This is a genomic window from Steroidobacter cummioxidans (genome assembly GCF_003104955.1).
The window spans coordinates 19,469-37,377 of record NZ_LSRW01000121.1; the positions used below are offsets into that span (position 1 = coordinate 19,469).

The following is a 17,909-nucleotide window of genomic DNA, read 5'->3' on the forward strand; positions in this document are numbered from 1 at the left end:
CGGACAAAGCATGATCTTCGACTTCTCTTTCATTCTGGTCGCGGCAACGTTGCTGACCGGCCTGATCTGGGGTATCGACTCGGTGGCCTTCAAACCGCAGCGGGTGGCTGCGGCCACCGCCAAGGGTGTGGCGCCGGACAATGTGCGCGAGCCGATGGTGGTCGAGTACGCGCGCTCGTTCTTTCCCGTCATCCTGATCGTGCTGCTGATCCGCTCGTTCCTGTTCGAGCCGTTCCGTATTCCTTCCGATTCGATGATGCCGACGCTGCTGAACGGCGATTTCATCTTCGTCAACAAGTTCTCCTATGGGCTGAGACTGCCGGTGGTCAACAGCAAGATCGTGCCGATCGGCGAGCCGCAGCGGGGCGACGTGATCGTGTTCCGCCTGCCGCGCGATCCGGCGACCAACTACATCAAGCGGTTGGTTGGACTGCCGGGCGACCACATCGTGGTGCGCGGCCAGAACCTGTACATCAACGGCGAGCGCGTCCAGACCGAAATCGTCGGCACCTATGCGGGCCACGGCCATACCGGTGCGACGCTGGCAGTCGAGCACCTCGGCAGCGTCGATCACAATGTGCTGTATCTGCCGGGCCGGATGGACGGTGAGGGCCGGGACTACGACCAGGTGGTGCCTGCCGGCCATTACTTCTTCATGGGCGACAACCGCGACAACAGTAAGGACAGCCGCTTTTTCGAGGTTGGCTTCGTGCCGGAGCGCAATCTGGTGGGTAAGGCGGTCCGGATCTGGCTCAATTGGGACCTGCCGAACGCGCCAATCTGGGACCGAATCGGCGCTCCAATTCGTTGATTGGAGTATCTTTCGCGCCATGCTGGCCTGTTTCTGGCCTGTTAACGGAGTTCCGAGCATGCGTTCTCGTCAGCGTGGCGCCACATTCCTCGGTATGGTGTCCATCCTTGCCGTGCTGGGTTTCGGCCTTTACGGCGTGATCCGGGTGGTGCCGCTGTATTTGGAGTACGTGGCGGTGGTCCGCGCCATGGAGCAGACCGCGAAAGAGGGCGCGAGCTCACCCCAGAGCATGCGTGCTGCGTTGGATCGGCGCTGGACGGTCGAGGACATCAAGAGCCTCAGTCCCAAAGATATCGAGATCAAGCGGGTGGGCAGCGGCTACACCATGCGCGCCTGGTATCGTGCTGAAGCGCCTTTTGTCTCGAATATCTCGCTGGTCGTCGACTTCGACAAGACTGTCACGGCGGGCGGCGGGGCGGCGCTGGCGGGGACTTAGCCTGAAGACTGCTTCCCAATGGCTGCGTGACAAGCTTGGATACGAGTGCCGCGACCCGGCCCTGCTCGAGTCGGCGCTCACCCATCGTAGTGCCGGCGGTGCGCACAACGAGCGACTCGAGTTCCTCGGCGACGCAGTGCTCAACTGCGTGGTCGCCAAGCTGGTGTTCCATGAATTCGCGACCGCCGACGAAGGCGACCTGTCCCGTTTCCGCGCCAGCCTGGTGAGCGGCGAGGCGCTGGCCGTGATTGCTGCCGAGATCGACCTGGGCAGTCAGCTGCGGCTGGGCTCGGGCGAGCTGAAGTCCGGCGGCTTCCGACGCAAATCCATTCTGGCCGATGCCCTGGAGGCGCTGTTCGGCGCGGTCTATCTCGACGGCGGCTTCGACGCCGCGGCCGCGGTGATCGAGCGGCTGCTGGTGCCCAAGCTGGACCAGCTGCCGAGCGCGGCCGAGCTCAAAGATCCCAAGACGCGACTGCAGGAGGCGCTGCAGGCCCGCGGTCTACCCTTGCCTTCATACGCAGTCGAATCCATCTCCGGCGAGGCGCACAATCAAGTGTTCCAGGTGCGCTGTTCGGTCAGCTCGCTGGGTTTGAAAGTTTCGGCGAGCGGTGCAAGCCGCCGCCGCGCGGAGCAGGCCGCCGCGCAATTGTTGTTGACTGCATTTCACGAGAGCCAGGGAATCTCCCCTCGGCCCTGATGACCTTCGATCGATGAGTAAACGCGATGCATGAGGATCCCCCTGAATTCGACGACGCCGATGAGGCCAACGAGGCCGACGCAAGCGACGTCCCCGAGACCTACCGCTGCGGTTTCGCAGCCATCGTAGGCCGGCCCAACGTCGGCAAGTCGACGCTGCTGAATGCGCTGCTCCACCGCAAGGTGAGCATCGTCAGTCCCAAGCCGCAGACTACGCGTCATCGCATCCTCGGCATCCTGACGCGGCCGGAGGAGCAGATCATTTTCGTCGACACGCCGGGTATTCATTCGGCGGCACGTCGCGCGATGAACCGTCACATGAACCGCGCCGCGCTGTCATCGCTGGCGGACGCCGACATCAACCTGTTCGTGGTCGAGTCGTTGAGCTGGAGCGAAGAGGATCAGCGCGTGCTCGAGGCGCTGCTACAGCAGAAGCGCCCGATCATTCTCGTGCTCAGCAAAGTCGACAAGGTGCAGCCGCGCGAGCGCTTGCTGCCGTTCATCCAGGAGCTCAACCGGCGCGCCGACTTCGTCGAAGTCGTGCCGCTGTCGGCGCTGAAGAACAGCAATCTCGAACAGTTGCCGTCGATCATCGCCAAGCATCTGCCGCTGTCGCCGCCGCATTTCCCGCCGGATCAGGTGACTGACCGCAGCCCCGAATTCCAGGCTGCCGAGATCGTGCGCGAGAAACTCACATTGCGTCTGCGGCAGGAGCTGCCGTACGGCCTGACCGTCGCCCTCGAGCAATTCAAGGAAGAGGATGGCCGGCTGCTGGTCAATGCCGTGATCTGGGTCGAACGCACCGGTCAGAAAGCCATCGTCATCGGCCAGGGCGGCCAGCAGTTGAAGGAAGTGGGCCGCTCGGCGCGCATCGAAATGTCCAATCTGTTCGGCCAGCCCGTGCACCTGGAGCTGTGGGTGAAGGTCAAGGAGAACTGGTCGGACAACGAGATGGCACTGAAGCAGCTGGGATATGAGATGTGAGGCGCCTTGAGCGACGCGCGCCGCATTCAGTTGCAGCCAGCCTATGTGCTGCATCACCGGCCGTATCGGGATACGAGCCGGATTCTGGAGCTGTTCACTAGAGACCACGGACGAGTCTCCGTGTTCGCACGCGGTGCGCGCGCCGGCACCAAATCCGGCGCGTCGCTGCTGCCCATTCTGCAACCGTTCAATCGTTTGCTCGTGTCGTGGAGCGGACGCGGCGAAGCGGGCCAGCTCACCGGGGCGGAGTTCGATGGTGCGATGACGCCTTTGCCGGCCGATCGGCTGGTGCACGGCTTCTATTTGAACGAGCTGTTGCTGAAACTGTTCGCGCGGCATGACAGCCACCCCGAGGTGTTCGCGCTGTACGCCCAGACGATGGAACAGCTCAAGCGTGAAGATGCGATCCGCCCTTTGCGCTTGTTCGAGAAGCGCCTGCTCGAAGCCATCGGCTATGGGCTGTTGCTGGAGCGGGATGCACACGACGGCTCGCACCTCGACCCGGGCGCCTCCTATCACTATCGAATGGAGCAGGGACCGGTGCGCGTCGAAGGCATCGCCGAGAGCGCGGTGGTTTATTCGGGGGCAACGCTGCTGTCGCTGGGGCGCGAGGAACTATCGGATCCAACCGTCTGTGCCGATGCCCGCCGTTTGTTGCGCGCCGCTCTGGACCGCTGCCTGGATGGCCGCGAGCTGCGCACCCGGCAAGTGATGCTGGCGTTGAGAAAGGGAAAATGACAGCATTCTCGAATGCTTCACCTCGGTGTAAATGTCGATCACGTGGCCACGCTGCGTCAGGCGCGGCGCACTACCTATCCTGATCCGCTGTTTGCGGCGTTGATCGCCGAGCAGGCGGGCGCGGACAGCATCACCATTCATCTGCGCGAAGACCGTCGGCATATTCAGGACCGCGACGTGCGTATGTGCAAGGACGCGCTGCAGACACGCTTGAACCTGGAAATGGCCGCGACCGATGAGATGGTCCGTATTGCACTGGAAGTGCGGCCCCCGGATGTGTGTCTGGTGCCGGAGAAACGCACCGAAATCACGACCGAAGGCGGCCTCGACGTGCTCGGTCAGCAGGACTCGTTGCAGAAGGTCTGCGCCCGGCTGGCAGAGGCGGGCATTCGGGTCTCGCTGTTCATCGATCCGGAGCCCGCGCAGCTGGAAGCCGCAGTGCGCGTCGGCGCACCGGTCGTCGAGTTGCACACCGGCGCTTATGCGGAAGCCATTGGCGAGCAGCGCGCCAAAGAACTCAATCGCATCCAGGTCGCGGCCCGACATGCAGCGAAGCTCGGCCTGACCGTGCATGCGGGGCATGGACTGCACTACCACAACGTGCAGCCCATCGCCGCCATTGCCGAGATCGTCGAATTGAACATCGGGCACGCCATCGTCGCGCATGCCGTGATTCATGGCCTGGCGACGGCGGTGTCGGAGATGAAGCGCCTGATGCTGCAAGCCCGCGCCGGGAGATGATCTTCGGCATCGGCACGGATGTCGTGCAGATCCAGCGCATCCAGCGCCTGCACGAAAAGTTCGGCGAGCGCTTCGTCGAACGGCTGCTGATGCCCGCCGAGGCCGATGCGTATCGCGCGCAAACGCGTCCCGACCGCTTTCTCGCCATGCGCTTCGCCGCCAAGGAGGCTATCGTCAAAGCCATGGGCACCGGCTTTCGCCACGGCCTGTGGATTCGCGATGTGGGTGTGGCGGCGAACGAGTTTGGCCGGCCCGGCATCATCTGGTCGGAGCGCGGCCAGCGCATGCGCGAGCAGCTCGGCATCGGCGAAGGCCACATCACGCTGACCGACGAGGCGGGCCTGGTGGTCGCCGTAGCTGTGTTGATGCGTCGGGTCTGACGAGCCATGCAACCCAATTTATCTTTGCGCACCTGAGGTGCGACCATGCCAGTGTTCGTTTTCGATATAGAAACCATCCCCGACGTCGAGCTCGGCCGACGCATCTACGACCTGGGCGATCTGAGCGACAAGCAGGTCGGCTATGTCATGCAGGCCAAGCGTCGCGAGGAGTCGGGCACCGAGTTTCTTTCCTATGAGCAGCAGCGCGTCGTCGCGATCTCCGTGGCGCTGCGCACGCGCGATACCTTCAAAGTGTGGTCGCTCGGCGATCAGAATGCCTCGGAAGCCGAGATCATCCAGCGCTTCTACGACGGCATCGACAAGTTCACGCCCGATCTGGTGTCCTGGAACGGCGGCGGCTTCGATCTGCCGGTGCTGCACTATCGCGCGCTCCGTCACGGCATCGTTGCGCCACGCTACTGGGAGTCGGGCGAGGAAGATCAGTCGTTCCGCTTCAACAACTATCTCAATCGCTATCACTCGCGGCATCTGGATCTGATGGACGTGCTATCGAGCTTCCAGGGACGCGCGCGCGTGAGTTTGCAAGCGGCCGCGACGCTGTTGGGACTGCCGGGCAAGCTCGGCATGAGCGGTGACAAAGTCTGGGACGCATACCTCGACGGCCAGCTCGAGGTCATCCGCAATTACTGTGAAACCGACGTCTTGAATACTTTCCTGATCTATTTGCGTTTCGAGCTGATGCGCGGTCGATTGATGCGCGATGAATATCATGCCGAGGTAGCGCGAGTGCGTGAGGTGCTGGCGGCACAAGCCAAGCCTCACTTCCAGGAGTTCCTCGCGGCTTGGGGCCCGCCCCCGGACGTCATCTCGCAAGGTCCGTGCACGTGAACGCCCGCGCTCGAAACCGCGTGTCTCGCCAGCCTGAGACCGCGCAGATCACCGATCTGTCACACGAAGGCCGCGGCGTCGCGCACGTCGACGGCAAGACCGTGTTCATCGACGATGCGCTGCCGGGCGAGCTGGTGGAGTGGCAGCGTGTCAAACAAGGGCGCAACTTCGATGAAGGCCGCTTGCTCCGAGTGATCGAGCCGTCGCCGGATCGCGTTGAGCCTCGGTGCGCCCATTTCGGCATGTGTGGCGGCTGCGTGTTGCAGCACCTGTCGGGGGAGCAGCAGCTGCAATTCAAACAGAAGCAGCTGATGGACTCGTTGACCCGCATCGGCAAGGTCACGCCGCAGGAAATCCTGCCGCCGCTGCAAGCGGGCAGTTGGAACTATCGTCGTCGTGCACGTCTCGCGGCGCGCTGGGTGCCGAAGAAGAATCGCACCGTCGTCGGCTTTCGTGAGCGCAGCACGCCGTACATCACGGACCTGCAGCGTTGCGAGGTGCTGCAAGCACCGCTCGATGGGCTCATCGTGCCGCTGTCCGAGTTGGTGACGGCGCTCAGTATTCGCAACCGCGTGCCACAGATCGAAGTTGCGGTGGCGGACAACGCGGTCGCGCTGGTCGTGCGCGTGCTCGAGCCGTTGACGGACGCCGACCAGGAACTGCTACGCCGCTTCGGTCGCGAGCATGCGGTGCAGATGTTCCTGCAGCCCGGCGGCTACGACACGGTCGCGCCAATGGAAGAGGGCGCCCCGCTGGAGTATCGGCTGCCGAACTTCGATCTCACGCTGCGATTCCTGCCCACGGACTTCGTTCAGGTGAACGGTCCGCTGAATCTGCAGATGATCGATCGCGCCGTGCAGCTGCTGGCACTCACGCCGCATGACCGCGTACTCGACCTGTTCTGCGGCCTTGGCAATTTTTCATTGCCGCTGGCTCGCCGTGCCGGGCAGGTGGTGGGCGTGGAGGGCGAGGCCGGACTCGTGGCGCGAGCCCGGGATAACGCTGCCCGCAATGGCCTGGGCAATGCCCAGTTCTTCACTGCCAATCTCGCCGACGAGAGCATCGGTTCGGCGCTCTGGGCCGGCAAGTTCGACAAGGTGCTGCTCGATCCGCCACGCGCCGGTGCTAAAGAAGTGCTGCCGGTGGTCGCTAAGTCTGGTGCCGACACCGTGTTGTATATTTCCTGTCATCCGGGCAGCCTCGCGCGCGACGCAGGTATTCTCGTGCATGAGCATGGTTACAAGCTGCAGTCCGCGGGCGTGATGGATATGTTCCCGCATACAGCGCACGTGGAATCGGCTGCATTATTCGTGAAGCCATAAAACACACCTACCTATGACGCTCGGCCCGCTGATGATCGACGTGCAGGGCAAGACCCTCACCGAGGAGGATCGCGAGTTGCTGGCCCATCCGCTGGTCGGCGCCGTGATCCTGTTCACACGCAATTTCGAGAGCGTCGAGCAGCTCCGGCAGCTGGTCGCCGATATTCGCGCCGCGCGCTCGCCGCCGTTGCTGGTAACGGTCGATCACGAAGGCGGGCGAGTGCAGCGGTTCCGCACGGGCTTTACCGTGTTGCCGTCGATGCGAGTCATCGGCCGGCAATACGACCAGGACCCGGTCGCCGGTCGGTTGCTGGCTCGCCAGTGCGGCTGGCTGATGGCCGCCGAGCTGCGTGCGGTCGGCATCGATCTGAGTTTCGCGCCGTGCGTGGATCTGGATTACGGCGCCAGCAGCGTGATCGGCGATCGCGCTTTCCATCGCGATCCGCAGGTGGTCTCGGAGCTCGCGATCGCCTTCATGGGCGGGATGCGGGAAGCAGGGATGGCGGCCTGCGCCAAACACTATCCCGGCCATGGCTTCGTGGTTCCCGATTCCCATGTGGCGATGCCGGTGGACCGCCGTCCGCTGATCGACATGGAGGAAGACCTCACTCCGTATCGCCGGCTGATCGACAATGGCGTGGCCGCGGTCATGGCGGCCCACGTGGTATTCACCGAAGTGGACGATAAACCGGCCGGATTTTCACCTCGCTGGCTGCAAAGCGAGCTGCGCGGCCGCCTCGGTTTCGACGGCGCCATCTTTACCGACGACCTGTCGATGGCCGGTGCCAAGGTCATTGGCGATATGCCGGCCCGGGCCAAAGCGGCCCTCGCGGCGGGTTGTGACGTGCTTTCGCTATGTAACGATCGCCAAGGTGTGCTCCAGGTCATCGATTCTTTGCGAGGGAGCGAAGATCCTTTAAGTCAAGTTCGCATGGCCCGCCTGCACGGCAAGCCGGGATTGACCCGGGAAGCGCTGCACGCCTCGAGGCAGTGGCAGACCTGCGAAGGGGCAGTCAAAGGATGCATGGAACGGCCCGATCTTCGGTTGAATTCATAAAATTATGAGCGTCGACGCAACATTGCTGCAGAGCCTGGTGGAATCCGCCCCGGATGGCGTGGTCATTTGCGATGCCAAGGCGGCGGACCGCCCCGTGGTGTTTGTGAATGCCGCCATGGCGAAGCTCACCGGCTACGACGCCGATTACATCCGCGGCCGCAACCTGCGTTTTCTGCAGGGCGAGGATCACGAGCAGGAAGGCATCGAAAAGATTCGGACGGCGCTGCGGCAGGGCGTGTCGTGCCAGACCATGCTGCGCAACTATCGCCGCGACGGCACGATGTTCTGGAACGAATTGACCATTCAGCCGCTGCGCGACGCCAACGGCAATGTGACGCACTTCGCAGGTTTCCACCGCGAGGGCGGCGACCGCTTGCGAGGGCTCAGCGAGTCGCGCGAGAAGACCGATCCGACCCTGAGCACGCAGACCATGCTGGCCTACCTGCGTGACGACAAGCTCACCGGGCTGCTGCGCCGGACCTACTTCGATGAATTGGTGAAGCGCGATTGGGGCCTCGCGCAGCGCGAGTCGCGCCGCTTGAGCTTCCTGCTGTTCGATCTGGATTGTTACTACACGTACAAGGAGACGTTCGGCAAGAACGGCTCCGATCAATCGTTCAAGCGCATTTCACGGGTGATTGGCGGCTGCTTCCGCCGCGCCAGCGACCTGTGCGGCCGCTTCGATGAAGATCAGATTGCCGCAGTGACCACCGGGCTGGATCTGGCGCAGGCGTCCAAGCTGGCTGAAGCCGTGCTCGGGCGAGTGCGCGATCTCGCCATTCATCATCCGCGTTCCATCGTGTCGCGCTATGTGACTGCGAGTGCGGGCGTGGTATCGCTGGTGCCGCCGCACGATGCGGCACCTGAACGCGTTTATGAAATGGCGCTGCAGGCGCTGAAAGATGCCAAGGAGCTGGGGCGCAATCGCGTGGTCAGCCGCGAGGCGGACTGACCTATCTCTGCGTTCAGCCCGTGCTTGGGGTAATGACCGCGATCACCCCAAATTTCGGGCTGTCGATGTAGTGACGTTCATTGCTACGCATGCGGCGCGTCTGTCGCAGCACATAGCGCGAGCCATCACCTGTGGCTGCGCCATCCAGTACCAGATCCAATGTGAGATGCAGATAGCGGCCGCGTGACAGCGCGATTTGCCCCTGCAATCCCGAGGTCGCCGACACGAGTGCGTTGACCGGGATGAACTTTGCGGCGTTCCGTGCATAACCCGGCTGTGTCCAGCCGATGTGCGCCACCGGTTGATAAGCCCGGCTCCGGCGCAGTGAGTCCTCGATGGCGGTCAGTTTCATCTTTGCCGCGGGCAGAGGAGGGAAGCTGGCATCGGGTGGCGCAACGATGGGCGGTGGCGCTGCCGGTTCAAGGTCATCCTCGGGAATCTCCAGCTTCTGCTGCTCGTCGCCAGCCGCCTCGACACCCCAGCTCTCCGGCGTCTCCCGCCCACTGAGATTGCGAAAGATCAGCAGCTCGACATCGTAGGTCTGGATGGGCGTTGCTTGCTGGGCGACCGCGGAGCTCACAGACATGAAGGCTGTCAGCAACACCGCCACACCCAACTTGCGCTGGCGGGCACCGAGGCGAGTGAAGAAAGCTGAATGGCTCATGCGTTGAGTTTAGCAGCTGGTGGCGGCATCACGCCTGCCGCCGGAAGCAGACGGGGCGGTGGCTCGCGGTGGCTGTCGGGGGATGTGTCCTCCCGGCACCGGGCGCCGGCCGGAGCGCATTGCGCTCCTCACCGCACGTCCATGATGAGCCCTGCTGTTGCGGCCCCATCCCTGTGCCGCAAAGCTGCCGGGAGAACACATCCCCCGACAGCCACCGCCGATACGTCGGCGGTAACGGGCCTATCGCCTGAATTTTTGCGGCTTGCTTGTGGATTTGTAGCTCACCGTCGGTTTCGGCGGCGGAGCCTTCGGCGGATTCGCTTTCGTCACCGCCGCCGCGATGACTTTTTCGCGGGCCTTTTCCGCCGCCAGCTCACTTGCGGTCGGTGTTGCCTTAGCCAGTTCGGCCAGCAACTGTTCGGCCTGGGTGAAGCGCAGCTCCTCCTGTTCGAGGTTCATGGTGAACTTCAGCTTGTTGCCGCCTTCGAGCCGGTGCGTGCGGGAGTTGCGCTGTACGTACCGGATCAATGTGCCCGGCTCGACATTGGTATCGCTTTCGAACGTCACTGAGCCTCCGCCCGGACCAATGTCGACCTTGCGCAACCCTAGCGCGCGGGCGGCTTGTTTGAACTCGGCGATACGGAACAAGTTCTTCGCCGGCGGCGGTAACAGACCGAAACGGTCGATCATCTCCACCTGCAGCTCTCGCAATTCCTCATTGGTCTTGGCAGCGGCGATGCGCTTGTACAGCACCAGACGCAAATGCACGTCGGGCAAATATTCGTCCGGCAGCAGCGACGGCGCATGCAGGTCCACTTCCGGTCCCTGGTGCATGGGCTGATCCAGCTGCGGCACCTTGCCGGACTTCAACGCATTGACCGCGCGCTCCAGCATTTCCATGTAGAGCGCGTAACCAATCTCCTGAATCTGACCGCTCTGTCCTTCGCCGAGCAATTCACCGGCACCGCGAATCTCGAGATCGTGAGTCGCGAGCGTGAAGCCCGCGCCCAGGTCTTCGAGCGACTCGATCGCTTCCAAGCGTTTCACCGCGTCCGCCGTCATCAAATTGCGCGGCGGCGTCATCAAATACGCGTACGCCTGGTGATGCGACCGACCGACGCGACCACGCAGCTGATGCAACTGCGCGAGACCGAGCTTATCGGCGCGGTCGATGATGATGGTGTTCGCGGACGGCACGTCGATGCCGCTCTCGACGATGGTCGTACACACCAGCAGATTTGAGCGCTGGTGATAGAAATCCAGCATGACTTGTTCCAGCTCGCGCTCGCGCATCTGGCCATGGCCGATGGCGATGCGTGCTTCGGGAACGAGCTCCGCCAGCGTGCGAGCCGTTTTCTCGATGGTGTCGACGCTGTTGTGCAGGAAATAGATCTGACCGCCGCGGCGGATTTCGCGCAGACAGGCCTCGCGGATGGTTGCTGTGTCCCACTGCGACACAAATGTCTTGATCGACAATCGAGACACGGGCGGCGTCGTGATCAACGACAACTCGCGCAGCCCACCCATGGCCATGTTCAGCGTGCGGGGAATCGGCGTTGCTGTGAGCGTCAATACATCCACTTCCGCGCGCAGCTGTTTCAGCTTCTCTTTGTCTTTGACGCCGAACCGATGTTCTTCGTCGATGATGAGCAGGCCGAGGCGGGCGAACTTCACGCCCGACTGCAGCAGCCGATGCGTGCCGACGACGATGTCGGTCTGGCCGGACTCCAGCGTCGCCATCACATGATTCACTTCCTTGGCTGTGCGGAAGCGCGACAAAGATTCCACGCGCACCGGCCAGTCAGCGAAGCGGTCAGCAAATGTTTGATAGTGCTGTTGAGCGAGCAGGGTGGTAGGCACGAGCACCACGACTTGTTTGCCGGCTTGCACGGCGACGAACGCCGCACGCAGCGCGACTTCGGTTTTGCCGAAACCCACGTCGCCGCACACGACGCGATCCATCGGTCGCCCGCTGCCCAGATCTTCGACCACGGAGCGAATGGCCGCCGCTTGGTCAGCGGTCTCTTCGAACTTGAACGCAGCTTCGAATGCGCGCAGATCGTCTTCAGGGGCGAGCAGTTGCTCGCCCTGGCGTGCGGCGCGTCGCGAATACAAATCCAACAATTCTGCCGCGGTGTCGCGAATGCGCTGTGCGGCTTTCTTGCGTGCTTTTTCCCAAGCATCGCCGCCGAGCTTGTGCAGCGGCGCCTGGTCTGCCGGTGCGCCGGTGTAGCGGCTGACCAGATCCAATGCCTGCACCGGCACATATAACTTGTCGCCTTCGGCATATTCCAGCACCAGGAACTCGCTGGTGAGCCCGCCGACGTCCAGCGTCGCCAGTCCGACGAAACGGCCGACGCCGTATTCTTCGTGTACCACCGGCGAGCCTGGATGCAGGTCGGTGAGATCGCGAATGATCTTTTCCGGATCGCGCTCGGGGCGGCGCCGCCGACGCTCCTGTCTGGCGCGCTCGCCAAACAATTGTTCCTCGGCGATCAATGCGAGCGGCGGATCATCCAGTTGCAGACCGGTCGAGATCGGCGATACGGTGATCGCGAGGCGATCGTTGCTGGCCTCGAATGCCGACCAGCTTTCCACCAGCTGCGGCTTCTGATGACTCTTGTTGAGCAGATCCAACAGCATCTCGCGTCGACCCGCGGACTCGGCAGCGAGTAACACGCGGCCCGGGAACGTGCTCAGGAAATTCACCAGCTCGCGGGCGGGCTCTTCGCTGCGCTGATCGACGCGCAGGCTCGGCGGCACGCGCGTGGCGAAGTTCTGATAGGGCAGCGTTTGCGTCAGCGGATCCAACTCGACCCGCGACAGCTCGATGCGCCGATAGGAAGTCATGCGTTGCATGAACTCCGCGACCGGCATGGACACTTCACGCGGCAACAGGATGGGTCGATCGACGTCGTGGCCGCGTTGCTCGTAGCGGGTTTCGATTTCGGTGAACGCCTGCGCGGCCATCGACTCGATCTCGCGCTCGACGGCGATGATGGTGTTCGGCGGCAGATAGTCGAGCAGCGTCGAGGTCTTGTCGAAGAACAGCGGCAGGTAGTACTCGATGCCCGGCGGCGGTGCACCTTCGGCGATATCGCGATAGATCGACATGCGCGTCAGATCGCCGGGGAAACGGTTACGGAAGCGACGCTTGAAGTTCTGGATGCCCTCAGCCGTGAGCGGGAACTCGCGCGCGGGCAGCAAACGAAGCGCTGCCACCTTGTCGCCGGAGCGTTGCGTTTCCGGATCGAATTTGCGGATCGACTCGACTTCGTCATCGAACATGTCGAGGCGATAGGGCGTGTCGCTGCCCATGGGATACAGATCGACGATCGAGCCGCGTACCGCGAACTCGCCTGGCGCCATCACCTGTGAGCTCGAGACGTAACCGGCGCCCGCCAGACGATCGCGAAACGCCGCGACATCGAAAGTTTCGCCGGCTTTGAGATCGAAGGCATGCGCATCGATGTAAGCCTGCGGCGGCAATCGCTGCAGCATCGTTTCCAAGTCGACGATGACGATGCCCTTGGTCAACCGCGGCAGGGTGGACAGCAGGCGCAGCCGTTGCGAAACGATGTCGGGATGCGGCGAGAACAGGTCGTAGGGCAGCGTTTCCCAGCCGGCAAAGGTCTCAATGAGCGTGCCGGGCTCGCAGAAGAAGCGCAGTTCGTCCTCGGTACGGCTGGCCTGTCGCGCATCGTGCGCGATCACCAGCATCGGCTGAGAAGACTTGCGTGCGGCTTCCGCTAACCACAGCGCAGTTGCGGAGCCATAGAGTTGGCCCCAACGTACCTGCAGTTGCGTTCGGCTGGGAAGAATCGGACGGTCGGGGTCGGTCATCGCTGCGCCTTAATGGGGGCGTCGGAGTCAGTTCAAATAGCGAACACTCGGGCCGACGCCTTGCGGCGTCCCCGAAGGGGCGATGACTCTACCAGAGAGAACCTGACGGCGGCGGGGTGGGTTTCGTCAGCCGATGACGACAGTGTGGATGACCAGCTGATGCTCGAAATAGACCTCGAAACCGGGATATTTCCAGCGCGTGATCGGTGGTTCGCCGACGGCGGGCAGGCGCTCGCTGGGCGAGCCGAACTGGGCTTCGACCTTGTCCATGGACATACCGCGGGCCGGCATGGCCTGCTGGCTGGCGCTCGGCGCGGCCGGAGTGGTCAGCTCATCGGCGTGCACGGCCGTAGCGGCCGCGGATACGGCCAGGGCCGCCAGCAGCGGCAGCTTGGAACGCAGCTTGGGGCGAATCTGAAAGCTCATACACCCTCCTCGAATACCGGCCCTCCAGGGCCGGCAGGACTGTATAGCAGGGCTTACATAAGGGCCAAGCTCGGCACCGCGATTTGTTGTCGCAGTTCACATTTCCGGGCCAGTTTCCATCAGGGCCGGGCCAAGGTAGCCTTGCCCGCCCGAAAGGAGTGACATGTTCCACCCCCTGCCGCTTTACATCGGGCTGCGTTACGTACGCAGCCGTAGCCAAGGCTTCTTCGTCTCGTTCATCAGTTGGGTTTCGATGCTGGGCATCTGCGTCGGGGTGGCGGCGCTGATTACCGTGATTTCGGTCATGAACGGGCTGGAAGGCGAGATGCGGGGGCGTCTGCTGCTGCTGGCCTCCCATGCCACCCTGTCCGGCGAACCTGAACAGCTCGCGGACTGGCCGGCGCTTGCGGATCGGATCCGCAAGCAAGACGGGGTCGTCGGCGTCGCTCCTTATATCGATCTGCAGGGCATGCTGGGGCGCGGTGCGGACATGCGGGCGGCGCTGATCCGCGGCGTCGATCCCAAGCTGGAGCCGGAGGTGTCCGATATCGGCGCCCACATGCAAGTCGGCAACTTCGGCGACCTGATTGCGGGCGAGCAGCACATCATCCTGGGGGCCGGTCTCGCTTATGCGCTCGATGCGCGGGTGGGCGATGAGATCACCGTGCTCGTGCCGGCGCTGGCGGCGCAAGGCGAGGGGGTGGTCGGCGGCATCGATCTGAAGCCTCGCATTCAGAACTTCATCGTCAGCGGCGTGTTCGAAGTCGGCGCTCAGGAGCAAGACAACGTGCTCGCGCTGATTCATTTACAGGATGCGTCGGGGCTTGCGGGTACGCATGGCATGCCCAACGGCCTGCGCCTGAAGTTCAACGACATCTTCGCCGCACCCGTGCGTACCCCGCAGATCAACCAGGCACTGGGCGGCCAGTTCAAGGTGAGCGACTGGTCGATCGAGAACGCCAGCTACTTCCGGGCAGTGCGCATCGAGAAGACCATGATGACGTTGATCATGATGCTGATCGTGGCCGTGGCTGCTTTCAACATCGTCGCGGCGCTGGTCATGGTCGTGAACGAGAAGCGCACCGACATTGCCATCCTGCGCACCGTCGGCATGACGCCGCGCGCTGTGGTTGGCGTGTTCATGACGCAAGGGGTGTTGATCGGCTGGTTTGGCGCGCTGCTCGGCTTGATCGTGGGGCTGTTGCTGGCCTTGAATGTGTCGACCATCGTGCCGTTCCTCGAAGGGCTGTTTGGCGCCAAGGTGTTCGATCCGACGGTGTTCGTGATTTCGGACATGCCCTCGGAGGTGCAGTGGCCGCAGGTCATCGGCATTACCCTGACGGCGTTGGTGCTCACAGTGGTGGCGACGATTTATCCGTCGCTGCGGGGCGCGGCCACCGAACCGGCGGAAGCGTTGCGCTATGAGTAAGCGTTACGAATTCCTCATCGGTCGCCGCTACCTGCGCTCGAATCGGGGCAATCGATTCGTTTCTTTCATCTCGACCATCTCCATGCTCGGCATTGCCATCGGCGTGGCGGTGCTCATCGTCGTGCTGTCGGTGATGAACGGCTTCGAGCAGGAGGTGCGCGGTCGTATTCTGAGTCTGACCTCGCACGCCACCATCAGCGCGTTCGGCTCGGGCCTGTCGGATTGGCAGGGCACTGCCGGGAAGATCGACGAGCATCCCGAAGTGGTGGCCTCCGCCCCTTACATCGAGGCGCAAGCGTTACTGATGGCTGGTTCGAAGAGCAGCGGCGCAATGGTCACGGGCGTGCTGCCCGATTACGAGCGCAAGGTCACCTCGATCACCGAGAAGATGGCGGAGGGCTCGTTCGATGAGCTCAAGCCCGGCGGCTACGGCATCGTGCTCGGCGTGGAGCTGGCGAAGAACTTGAATGTGTCGTTGGGCGATCGGGTCGTGGTCGTCACGCCGCTGCGCAAGACCACGCCGGTGGGCGTCATGCCGGTCTATCGTGCCTTCAAGGTGGTCGGCATTTTCAATGCCGCCATGTACGAGTTCGATCGCAATCTGGCCTATGTGAATTTGCAGGACGCGGCGCGTCTGTATCGTATGGGGAATGACGTGACCGGCCTGCGCCTGAAGCTCAATGATATGTTCCAGGCGCCGCACCTGGTGCGCGAGCTGGCGCTGTCGCTGGGCGGCGGCTATTACATCGATGACTGGACGCGCAAGCACGCCAACTTCTTCCGTTCCATCCAGCTCACGAAATCGGCGATGTTCCTGATCCTGCTGCTGGTGGTCGCGGTCGCGGCATTCAACATCGTGTCGACGCTGGTCATGGTCGTGAAAGACAAGCGCACCGACATTGCGATTCTTCGCACCATCGGCGCTGCGCCGCGCGGCATTCTGAGCATTTTCATGACGCAAGGGACGGCGATCGGGTTCATCGGCACGATCGCGGGCGTCGCGCTCGGCGTGCTGATCTCGGTCAATCTGGAAACGTTGATCCACGGCCTCGAAGCGGTGCTCGGCGTGCACTTTCTGGATGCCAAGGTCTATTACATCAGCGATCTGCCGGCGACGGTGCAGTGGCCCGATGTGATCAAGATCAGTGTGACCACCTTCCTGCTATGTTCGCTGTCGACGTTGTATCCGGCCTGGCGCGCGGCGCGCACGCAGCCTGCGCAGTCATTGCGGCACGATTGAGCTGACGGATCCTCGCTAGAAATCAAACCAAGAGAGCTTCATGTCCGATCCGGTTCTGGCTTGTGACAATCTGACCAAACATTTCCAGCAGGGCGACACCCGCGTGGAAGTGCTCAAAGGCATCGACCTCACCATTCATCCCGGCGAGCGCGTCGCCATCGTGGGCGCGTCCGGCTCGGGCAAGACCACGTTGCTGCAGCTGTTGGGCGGCTTGGACCTGCCCACCTCGGGCACAGTCCGGATCGCGGGTCAGGAAATCAGCCAGCTTTCCGACAAGGAGCGCGGCGATCTGCGCAATCGGGCGCTGGGCTTCGTGTATCAGTTCCATCACCTGCTGCCCGAGTTCACGGCATTGGAAAACGTCGCGATGCCGTTGCTGATTCGTCGCGTGTCGGTCGAAGAGGCGCGCACGCAAGCACGCCAATTGTTGGAGCGTGTGGGCTTGGGCGCGCGTCTGGAGCATCGGCCGGGGCAGTTATCCGGCGGTGAGCGTCAGCGCGCCGCCGTAGCTCGTGCGCTGGTTACGCGTCCGCCGGTCGTATTGGCCGATGAGCCCACGGGCAATCTCGATGGCGCGAATGCGCGCCAGGTCTTCGAGCTGATGTTGGAATTGAATCGTGAGCTCGGTACGGCGCTGATCATCGTGACTCACGCGCCGGAGCTGGCTGCGCAACTGCAGCGCTCGCTGACATTGACCGACGGGCGCCTGCACGAATAATCGTAGTTCGAGGCGTTATTTCTCGGCTTTCGCCGACGCTTTCAAGCTGCTTGCGCCTTTGCGCTCGTGATATTTGAGCACCAGGCTGAGGTGCCAGATGCCGCCGAGCAGCGCGTAGCCGATCAGGGCCGCAAGCACGCCGAGCACCAGACATCCCAGCAGGAACGGCTTCCAGATCGGCAGCAGCTGCGTGGTCAGCCATTCCCAGCTCATGGCGAACGCGATGGGGTGAATGGTGACGTGAAGCAGTTGGCAGCCCACCCAGTAAGCGCCCACGTACATGGGCACCATGGTCAAGGGATTGGCCAGAAAGGTGCCGAAGATGGCGGCGGGCACGTTCAAGCGCAAGCTCAACGCCAGCACGGTAGCGAGCAAAAAGTGCACGGGGATGGGCACGAAGGCGATCGCCAGGCCGAGCGCGAACGCACGCGCCACGTTGCGCCGGTTCAGGCTCCAGTACACCGGATGCTCCAGCAGCAGGCGAAACGGCCGCATGAACCAGCGATCTTTCCAGCGATGGCGCTGGCGGCTGAGCGGTTTGAAGACGCGTCGGGGCATTCAATGTAGAGGCAGGGACTCGAACGCGGATTATCTCAGCCGCGCTCGCTGCCCGCGACGGA

General features: G+C 63.0%; 18 protein-coding genes. 14 read left to right on the top strand and 4 right to left on the bottom strand.

Annotation, left to right across the window (positions count from 1 at the left end):
- The first annotated feature begins 10 nt into the window (after positions 1 to 10).
- The 11 genes from lepB to D0550_RS34290 are packed head-to-tail and all read left to right on the top strand — an operon-like array spanning position 11 to position 8,969.
- Positions 11 to 811 (top strand): signal peptidase I, encoded by an 801-nt coding sequence (lepB, locus tag D0550_RS34240; protein ID WP_116813720.1) that lies wholly within the window; start codon positions 11 to 13, stop codon positions 809 to 811.
- Between the two features lie 58 nt (positions 812 to 869).
- On the top strand, positions 870 to 1,247 hold the full coding sequence (locus D0550_RS34245) for a DUF4845 domain-containing protein (RefSeq protein WP_161966227.1): 378 nt from the start codon (positions 870 to 872) through the stop codon (positions 1,245 to 1,247).
- On the top strand, positions 1,168 to 1,947 hold the full coding sequence (rnc, locus tag D0550_RS34250; RefSeq protein WP_241521012.1) for a ribonuclease III: 780 nt from the start codon (positions 1,168 to 1,170) through the stop codon (positions 1,945 to 1,947). Before D0550_RS34245 ends, rnc begins: the two co-directional genes overlap by 80 nt.
- Positions 1,948 to 1,973: 26 nt before the next feature.
- Positions 1,974 to 2,930, top strand: coding sequence for a GTPase Era (gene era / locus D0550_RS34255; protein WP_116813723.1), 957 nt, complete (start codon positions 1,974 to 1,976; stop codon positions 2,928 to 2,930).
- 6 nt (positions 2,931 to 2,936) lie between these two features.
- Complete coding sequence (recO, locus tag D0550_RS34260) at positions 2,937 to 3,668, top strand: DNA repair protein RecO (protein ID WP_116813724.1); 732 nt, start codon at positions 2,937 to 2,939, stop codon at positions 3,666 to 3,668.
- A 12-nt stretch (positions 3,669 to 3,680) separates the two neighbouring features.
- Positions 3,681 to 4,409 (top strand): pyridoxine 5'-phosphate synthase, encoded by a 729-nt coding sequence (gene pdxJ, locus D0550_RS34265; RefSeq protein ID WP_116813725.1) that lies wholly within the window; start codon positions 3,681 to 3,683, stop codon positions 4,407 to 4,409.
- A complete protein-coding gene (gene acpS, locus D0550_RS34270; protein ID WP_116813727.1) occupies positions 4,406 to 4,789 on the top strand; it encodes a holo-ACP synthase in 384 nt (127 codons plus the stop codon). The genes pdxJ and acpS overlap by 4 nt, the downstream gene beginning before the upstream one ends.
- Before the next feature lie 45 nt (positions 4,790 to 4,834).
- Positions 4,835 to 5,638, top strand: coding sequence for a 3'-5' exonuclease (locus D0550_RS34275; RefSeq protein WP_116813729.1), 804 nt, complete (start codon positions 4,835 to 4,837; stop codon positions 5,636 to 5,638).
- Positions 5,635 to 6,960, top strand: a complete 1,326-nt coding sequence (rlmD, locus tag D0550_RS34280) for a 23S rRNA (uracil(1939)-C(5))-methyltransferase RlmD (protein WP_116813731.1) — start codon at positions 5,635 to 5,637, stop codon at positions 6,958 to 6,960. The genes D0550_RS34275 and rlmD overlap by 4 nt, the downstream gene beginning before the upstream one ends.
- A 13-nt stretch (positions 6,961 to 6,973) precedes the next feature.
- Positions 6,974 to 8,017: a beta-N-acetylhexosaminidase gene (gene nagZ / locus D0550_RS34285; protein WP_116813733.1), complete on the top strand. Its 1,044-nt coding sequence runs from the start codon at positions 6,974 to 6,976 to the stop codon at positions 8,015 to 8,017.
- A 4-nt stretch (positions 8,018 to 8,021) separates the two neighbouring features.
- Positions 8,022 to 8,969 carry a GGDEF domain-containing protein gene (locus D0550_RS34290; protein WP_116813734.1) on the top strand — a complete coding sequence of 316 codons (948 nt, stop codon included), beginning with the start codon at positions 8,022 to 8,024 and terminating at the stop codon, positions 8,967 to 8,969.
- Between the two features lie 13 nt (positions 8,970 to 8,982).
- Here the strand turns inward: D0550_RS34290 and D0550_RS34295 are convergent, their stop codons facing one another.
- From D0550_RS34295 to D0550_RS34305, 3 genes are all read right to left on the bottom strand, one after another.
- On the bottom strand, positions 8,983 to 9,633 hold the full coding sequence (locus tag D0550_RS34295) for a CsiV family protein (RefSeq protein WP_116813736.1): 651 nt from the start codon (positions 9,631 to 9,633) through the stop codon (positions 8,983 to 8,985).
- A 240-nt stretch (positions 9,634 to 9,873) separates the two neighbouring features.
- Positions 9,874 to 13,476 (bottom strand): transcription-repair coupling factor, encoded by a 3,603-nt coding sequence (mfd, locus tag D0550_RS34300; protein ID WP_116813737.1) that lies wholly within the window; start codon positions 13,474 to 13,476, stop codon positions 9,874 to 9,876.
- A gap of 126 nt (positions 13,477 to 13,602) precedes the next feature.
- Positions 13,603 to 13,902 carry a hypothetical protein gene (locus tag D0550_RS34305; protein WP_116813739.1) on the bottom strand — a complete coding sequence of 100 codons (300 nt, stop codon included), beginning with the start codon at positions 13,900 to 13,902 and terminating at the stop codon, positions 13,603 to 13,605.
- 163 nt (positions 13,903 to 14,065) lie between these two features.
- Here D0550_RS34305 and D0550_RS34310 point away from each other — a divergent pair, with 163 nt between their 5' ends.
- From D0550_RS34310 to lolD, 3 genes are read left to right on the top strand one after another with little or no spacing between them, the layout of a single operon-like run.
- Positions 14,066 to 15,331, top strand: a complete 1,266-nt coding sequence (locus D0550_RS34310; RefSeq protein WP_116813740.1) for a lipoprotein-releasing ABC transporter permease subunit — start codon at positions 14,066 to 14,068, stop codon at positions 15,329 to 15,331.
- A complete protein-coding gene (locus tag D0550_RS34315) occupies positions 15,324 to 16,571 on the top strand; it encodes a lipoprotein-releasing ABC transporter permease subunit (RefSeq protein ID WP_116813742.1) in 1,248 nt (415 codons plus the stop codon). The genes D0550_RS34310 and D0550_RS34315 overlap by 8 nt, the downstream gene beginning before the upstream one ends.
- Positions 16,572 to 16,611: 40 nt before the next feature.
- Positions 16,612 to 17,289: a lipoprotein-releasing ABC transporter ATP-binding protein LolD gene (lolD, locus tag D0550_RS34320; protein WP_116813743.1), complete on the top strand. Its 678-nt coding sequence runs from the start codon at positions 16,612 to 16,614 to the stop codon at positions 17,287 to 17,289.
- A gap of 15 nt (positions 17,290 to 17,304) precedes the next feature.
- Here the strand turns inward: lolD and D0550_RS34325 are convergent, their stop codons facing one another.
- The gene (locus D0550_RS34325) at positions 17,305 to 17,784 is read right to left on the bottom strand and encodes a DUF2062 domain-containing protein (protein WP_161966228.1); all 480 of its coding nucleotides are present in this window, start codon (positions 17,782 to 17,784) and stop codon (positions 17,305 to 17,307) included.
- Positions 17,785 to 17,909: the final 125 nt, after the last annotated feature.

What these genes read in the sequence shown, in the direction of transcription:
- lolD (WP_116813743.1), top strand. Translation starts at nt 16,612, where the DNA reads ATGTCCGATCCGGTTCTGGCTTGTGACAATCTGACCAAACATTTCCAG.
- D0550_RS34305 (WP_116813739.1), bottom strand. Translation starts at nt 13,902, where the DNA reads ATGAGCTTTCAGATTCGCCCCAAGCTGCGTTCCAAGCTGCCGCTGCTG.
- mfd (WP_116813737.1), bottom strand. Translation starts at nt 13,476, where the DNA reads ATGACCGACCCCGACCGTCCGATTCTTCCCAGCCGAACGCAACTGCAG.
- pdxJ (WP_116813725.1), top strand. Translation starts at nt 3,681, where the DNA reads ATGCTTCACCTCGGTGTAAATGTCGATCACGTGGCCACGCTGCGTCAG.
- D0550_RS34295 (WP_116813736.1), bottom strand. Translation starts at nt 9,633, where the DNA reads ATGAGCCATTCAGCTTTCTTCACTCGCCTCGGTGCCCGCCAGCGCAAG.
- era (WP_116813723.1), top strand. Translation starts at nt 1,974, where the DNA reads ATGCATGAGGATCCCCCTGAATTCGACGACGCCGATGAGGCCAACGAG.
- D0550_RS34290 (WP_116813734.1), top strand. Translation starts at nt 8,022, where the DNA reads ATGAGCGTCGACGCAACATTGCTGCAGAGCCTGGTGGAATCCGCCCCG.
- D0550_RS34325 (WP_161966228.1), bottom strand. Translation starts at nt 17,784, where the DNA reads ATGCGGCCGTTTCGCCTGCTGCTGGAGCATCCGGTGTACTGGAGCCTG.
- nagZ (WP_116813733.1), top strand. Translation starts at nt 6,974, where the DNA reads ATGACGCTCGGCCCGCTGATGATCGACGTGCAGGGCAAGACCCTCACC.
- D0550_RS34245 (WP_161966227.1), top strand. Translation starts at nt 870, where the DNA reads ATGCGTTCTCGTCAGCGTGGCGCCACATTCCTCGGTATGGTGTCCATC.
- lepB (WP_116813720.1), top strand. Translation starts at nt 11, where the DNA reads ATGATCTTCGACTTCTCTTTCATTCTGGTCGCGGCAACGTTGCTGACC.
- D0550_RS34275 (WP_116813729.1), top strand. Translation starts at nt 4,835, where the DNA reads ATGCCAGTGTTCGTTTTCGATATAGAAACCATCCCCGACGTCGAGCTC.
- acpS (WP_116813727.1), top strand. Translation starts at nt 4,406, where the DNA reads ATGATCTTCGGCATCGGCACGGATGTCGTGCAGATCCAGCGCATCCAG.
- D0550_RS34315 (WP_116813742.1), top strand. Translation starts at nt 15,324, where the DNA reads ATGAGTAAGCGTTACGAATTCCTCATCGGTCGCCGCTACCTGCGCTCG.
- D0550_RS34310 (WP_116813740.1), top strand. Translation starts at nt 14,066, where the DNA reads ATGTTCCACCCCCTGCCGCTTTACATCGGGCTGCGTTACGTACGCAGC.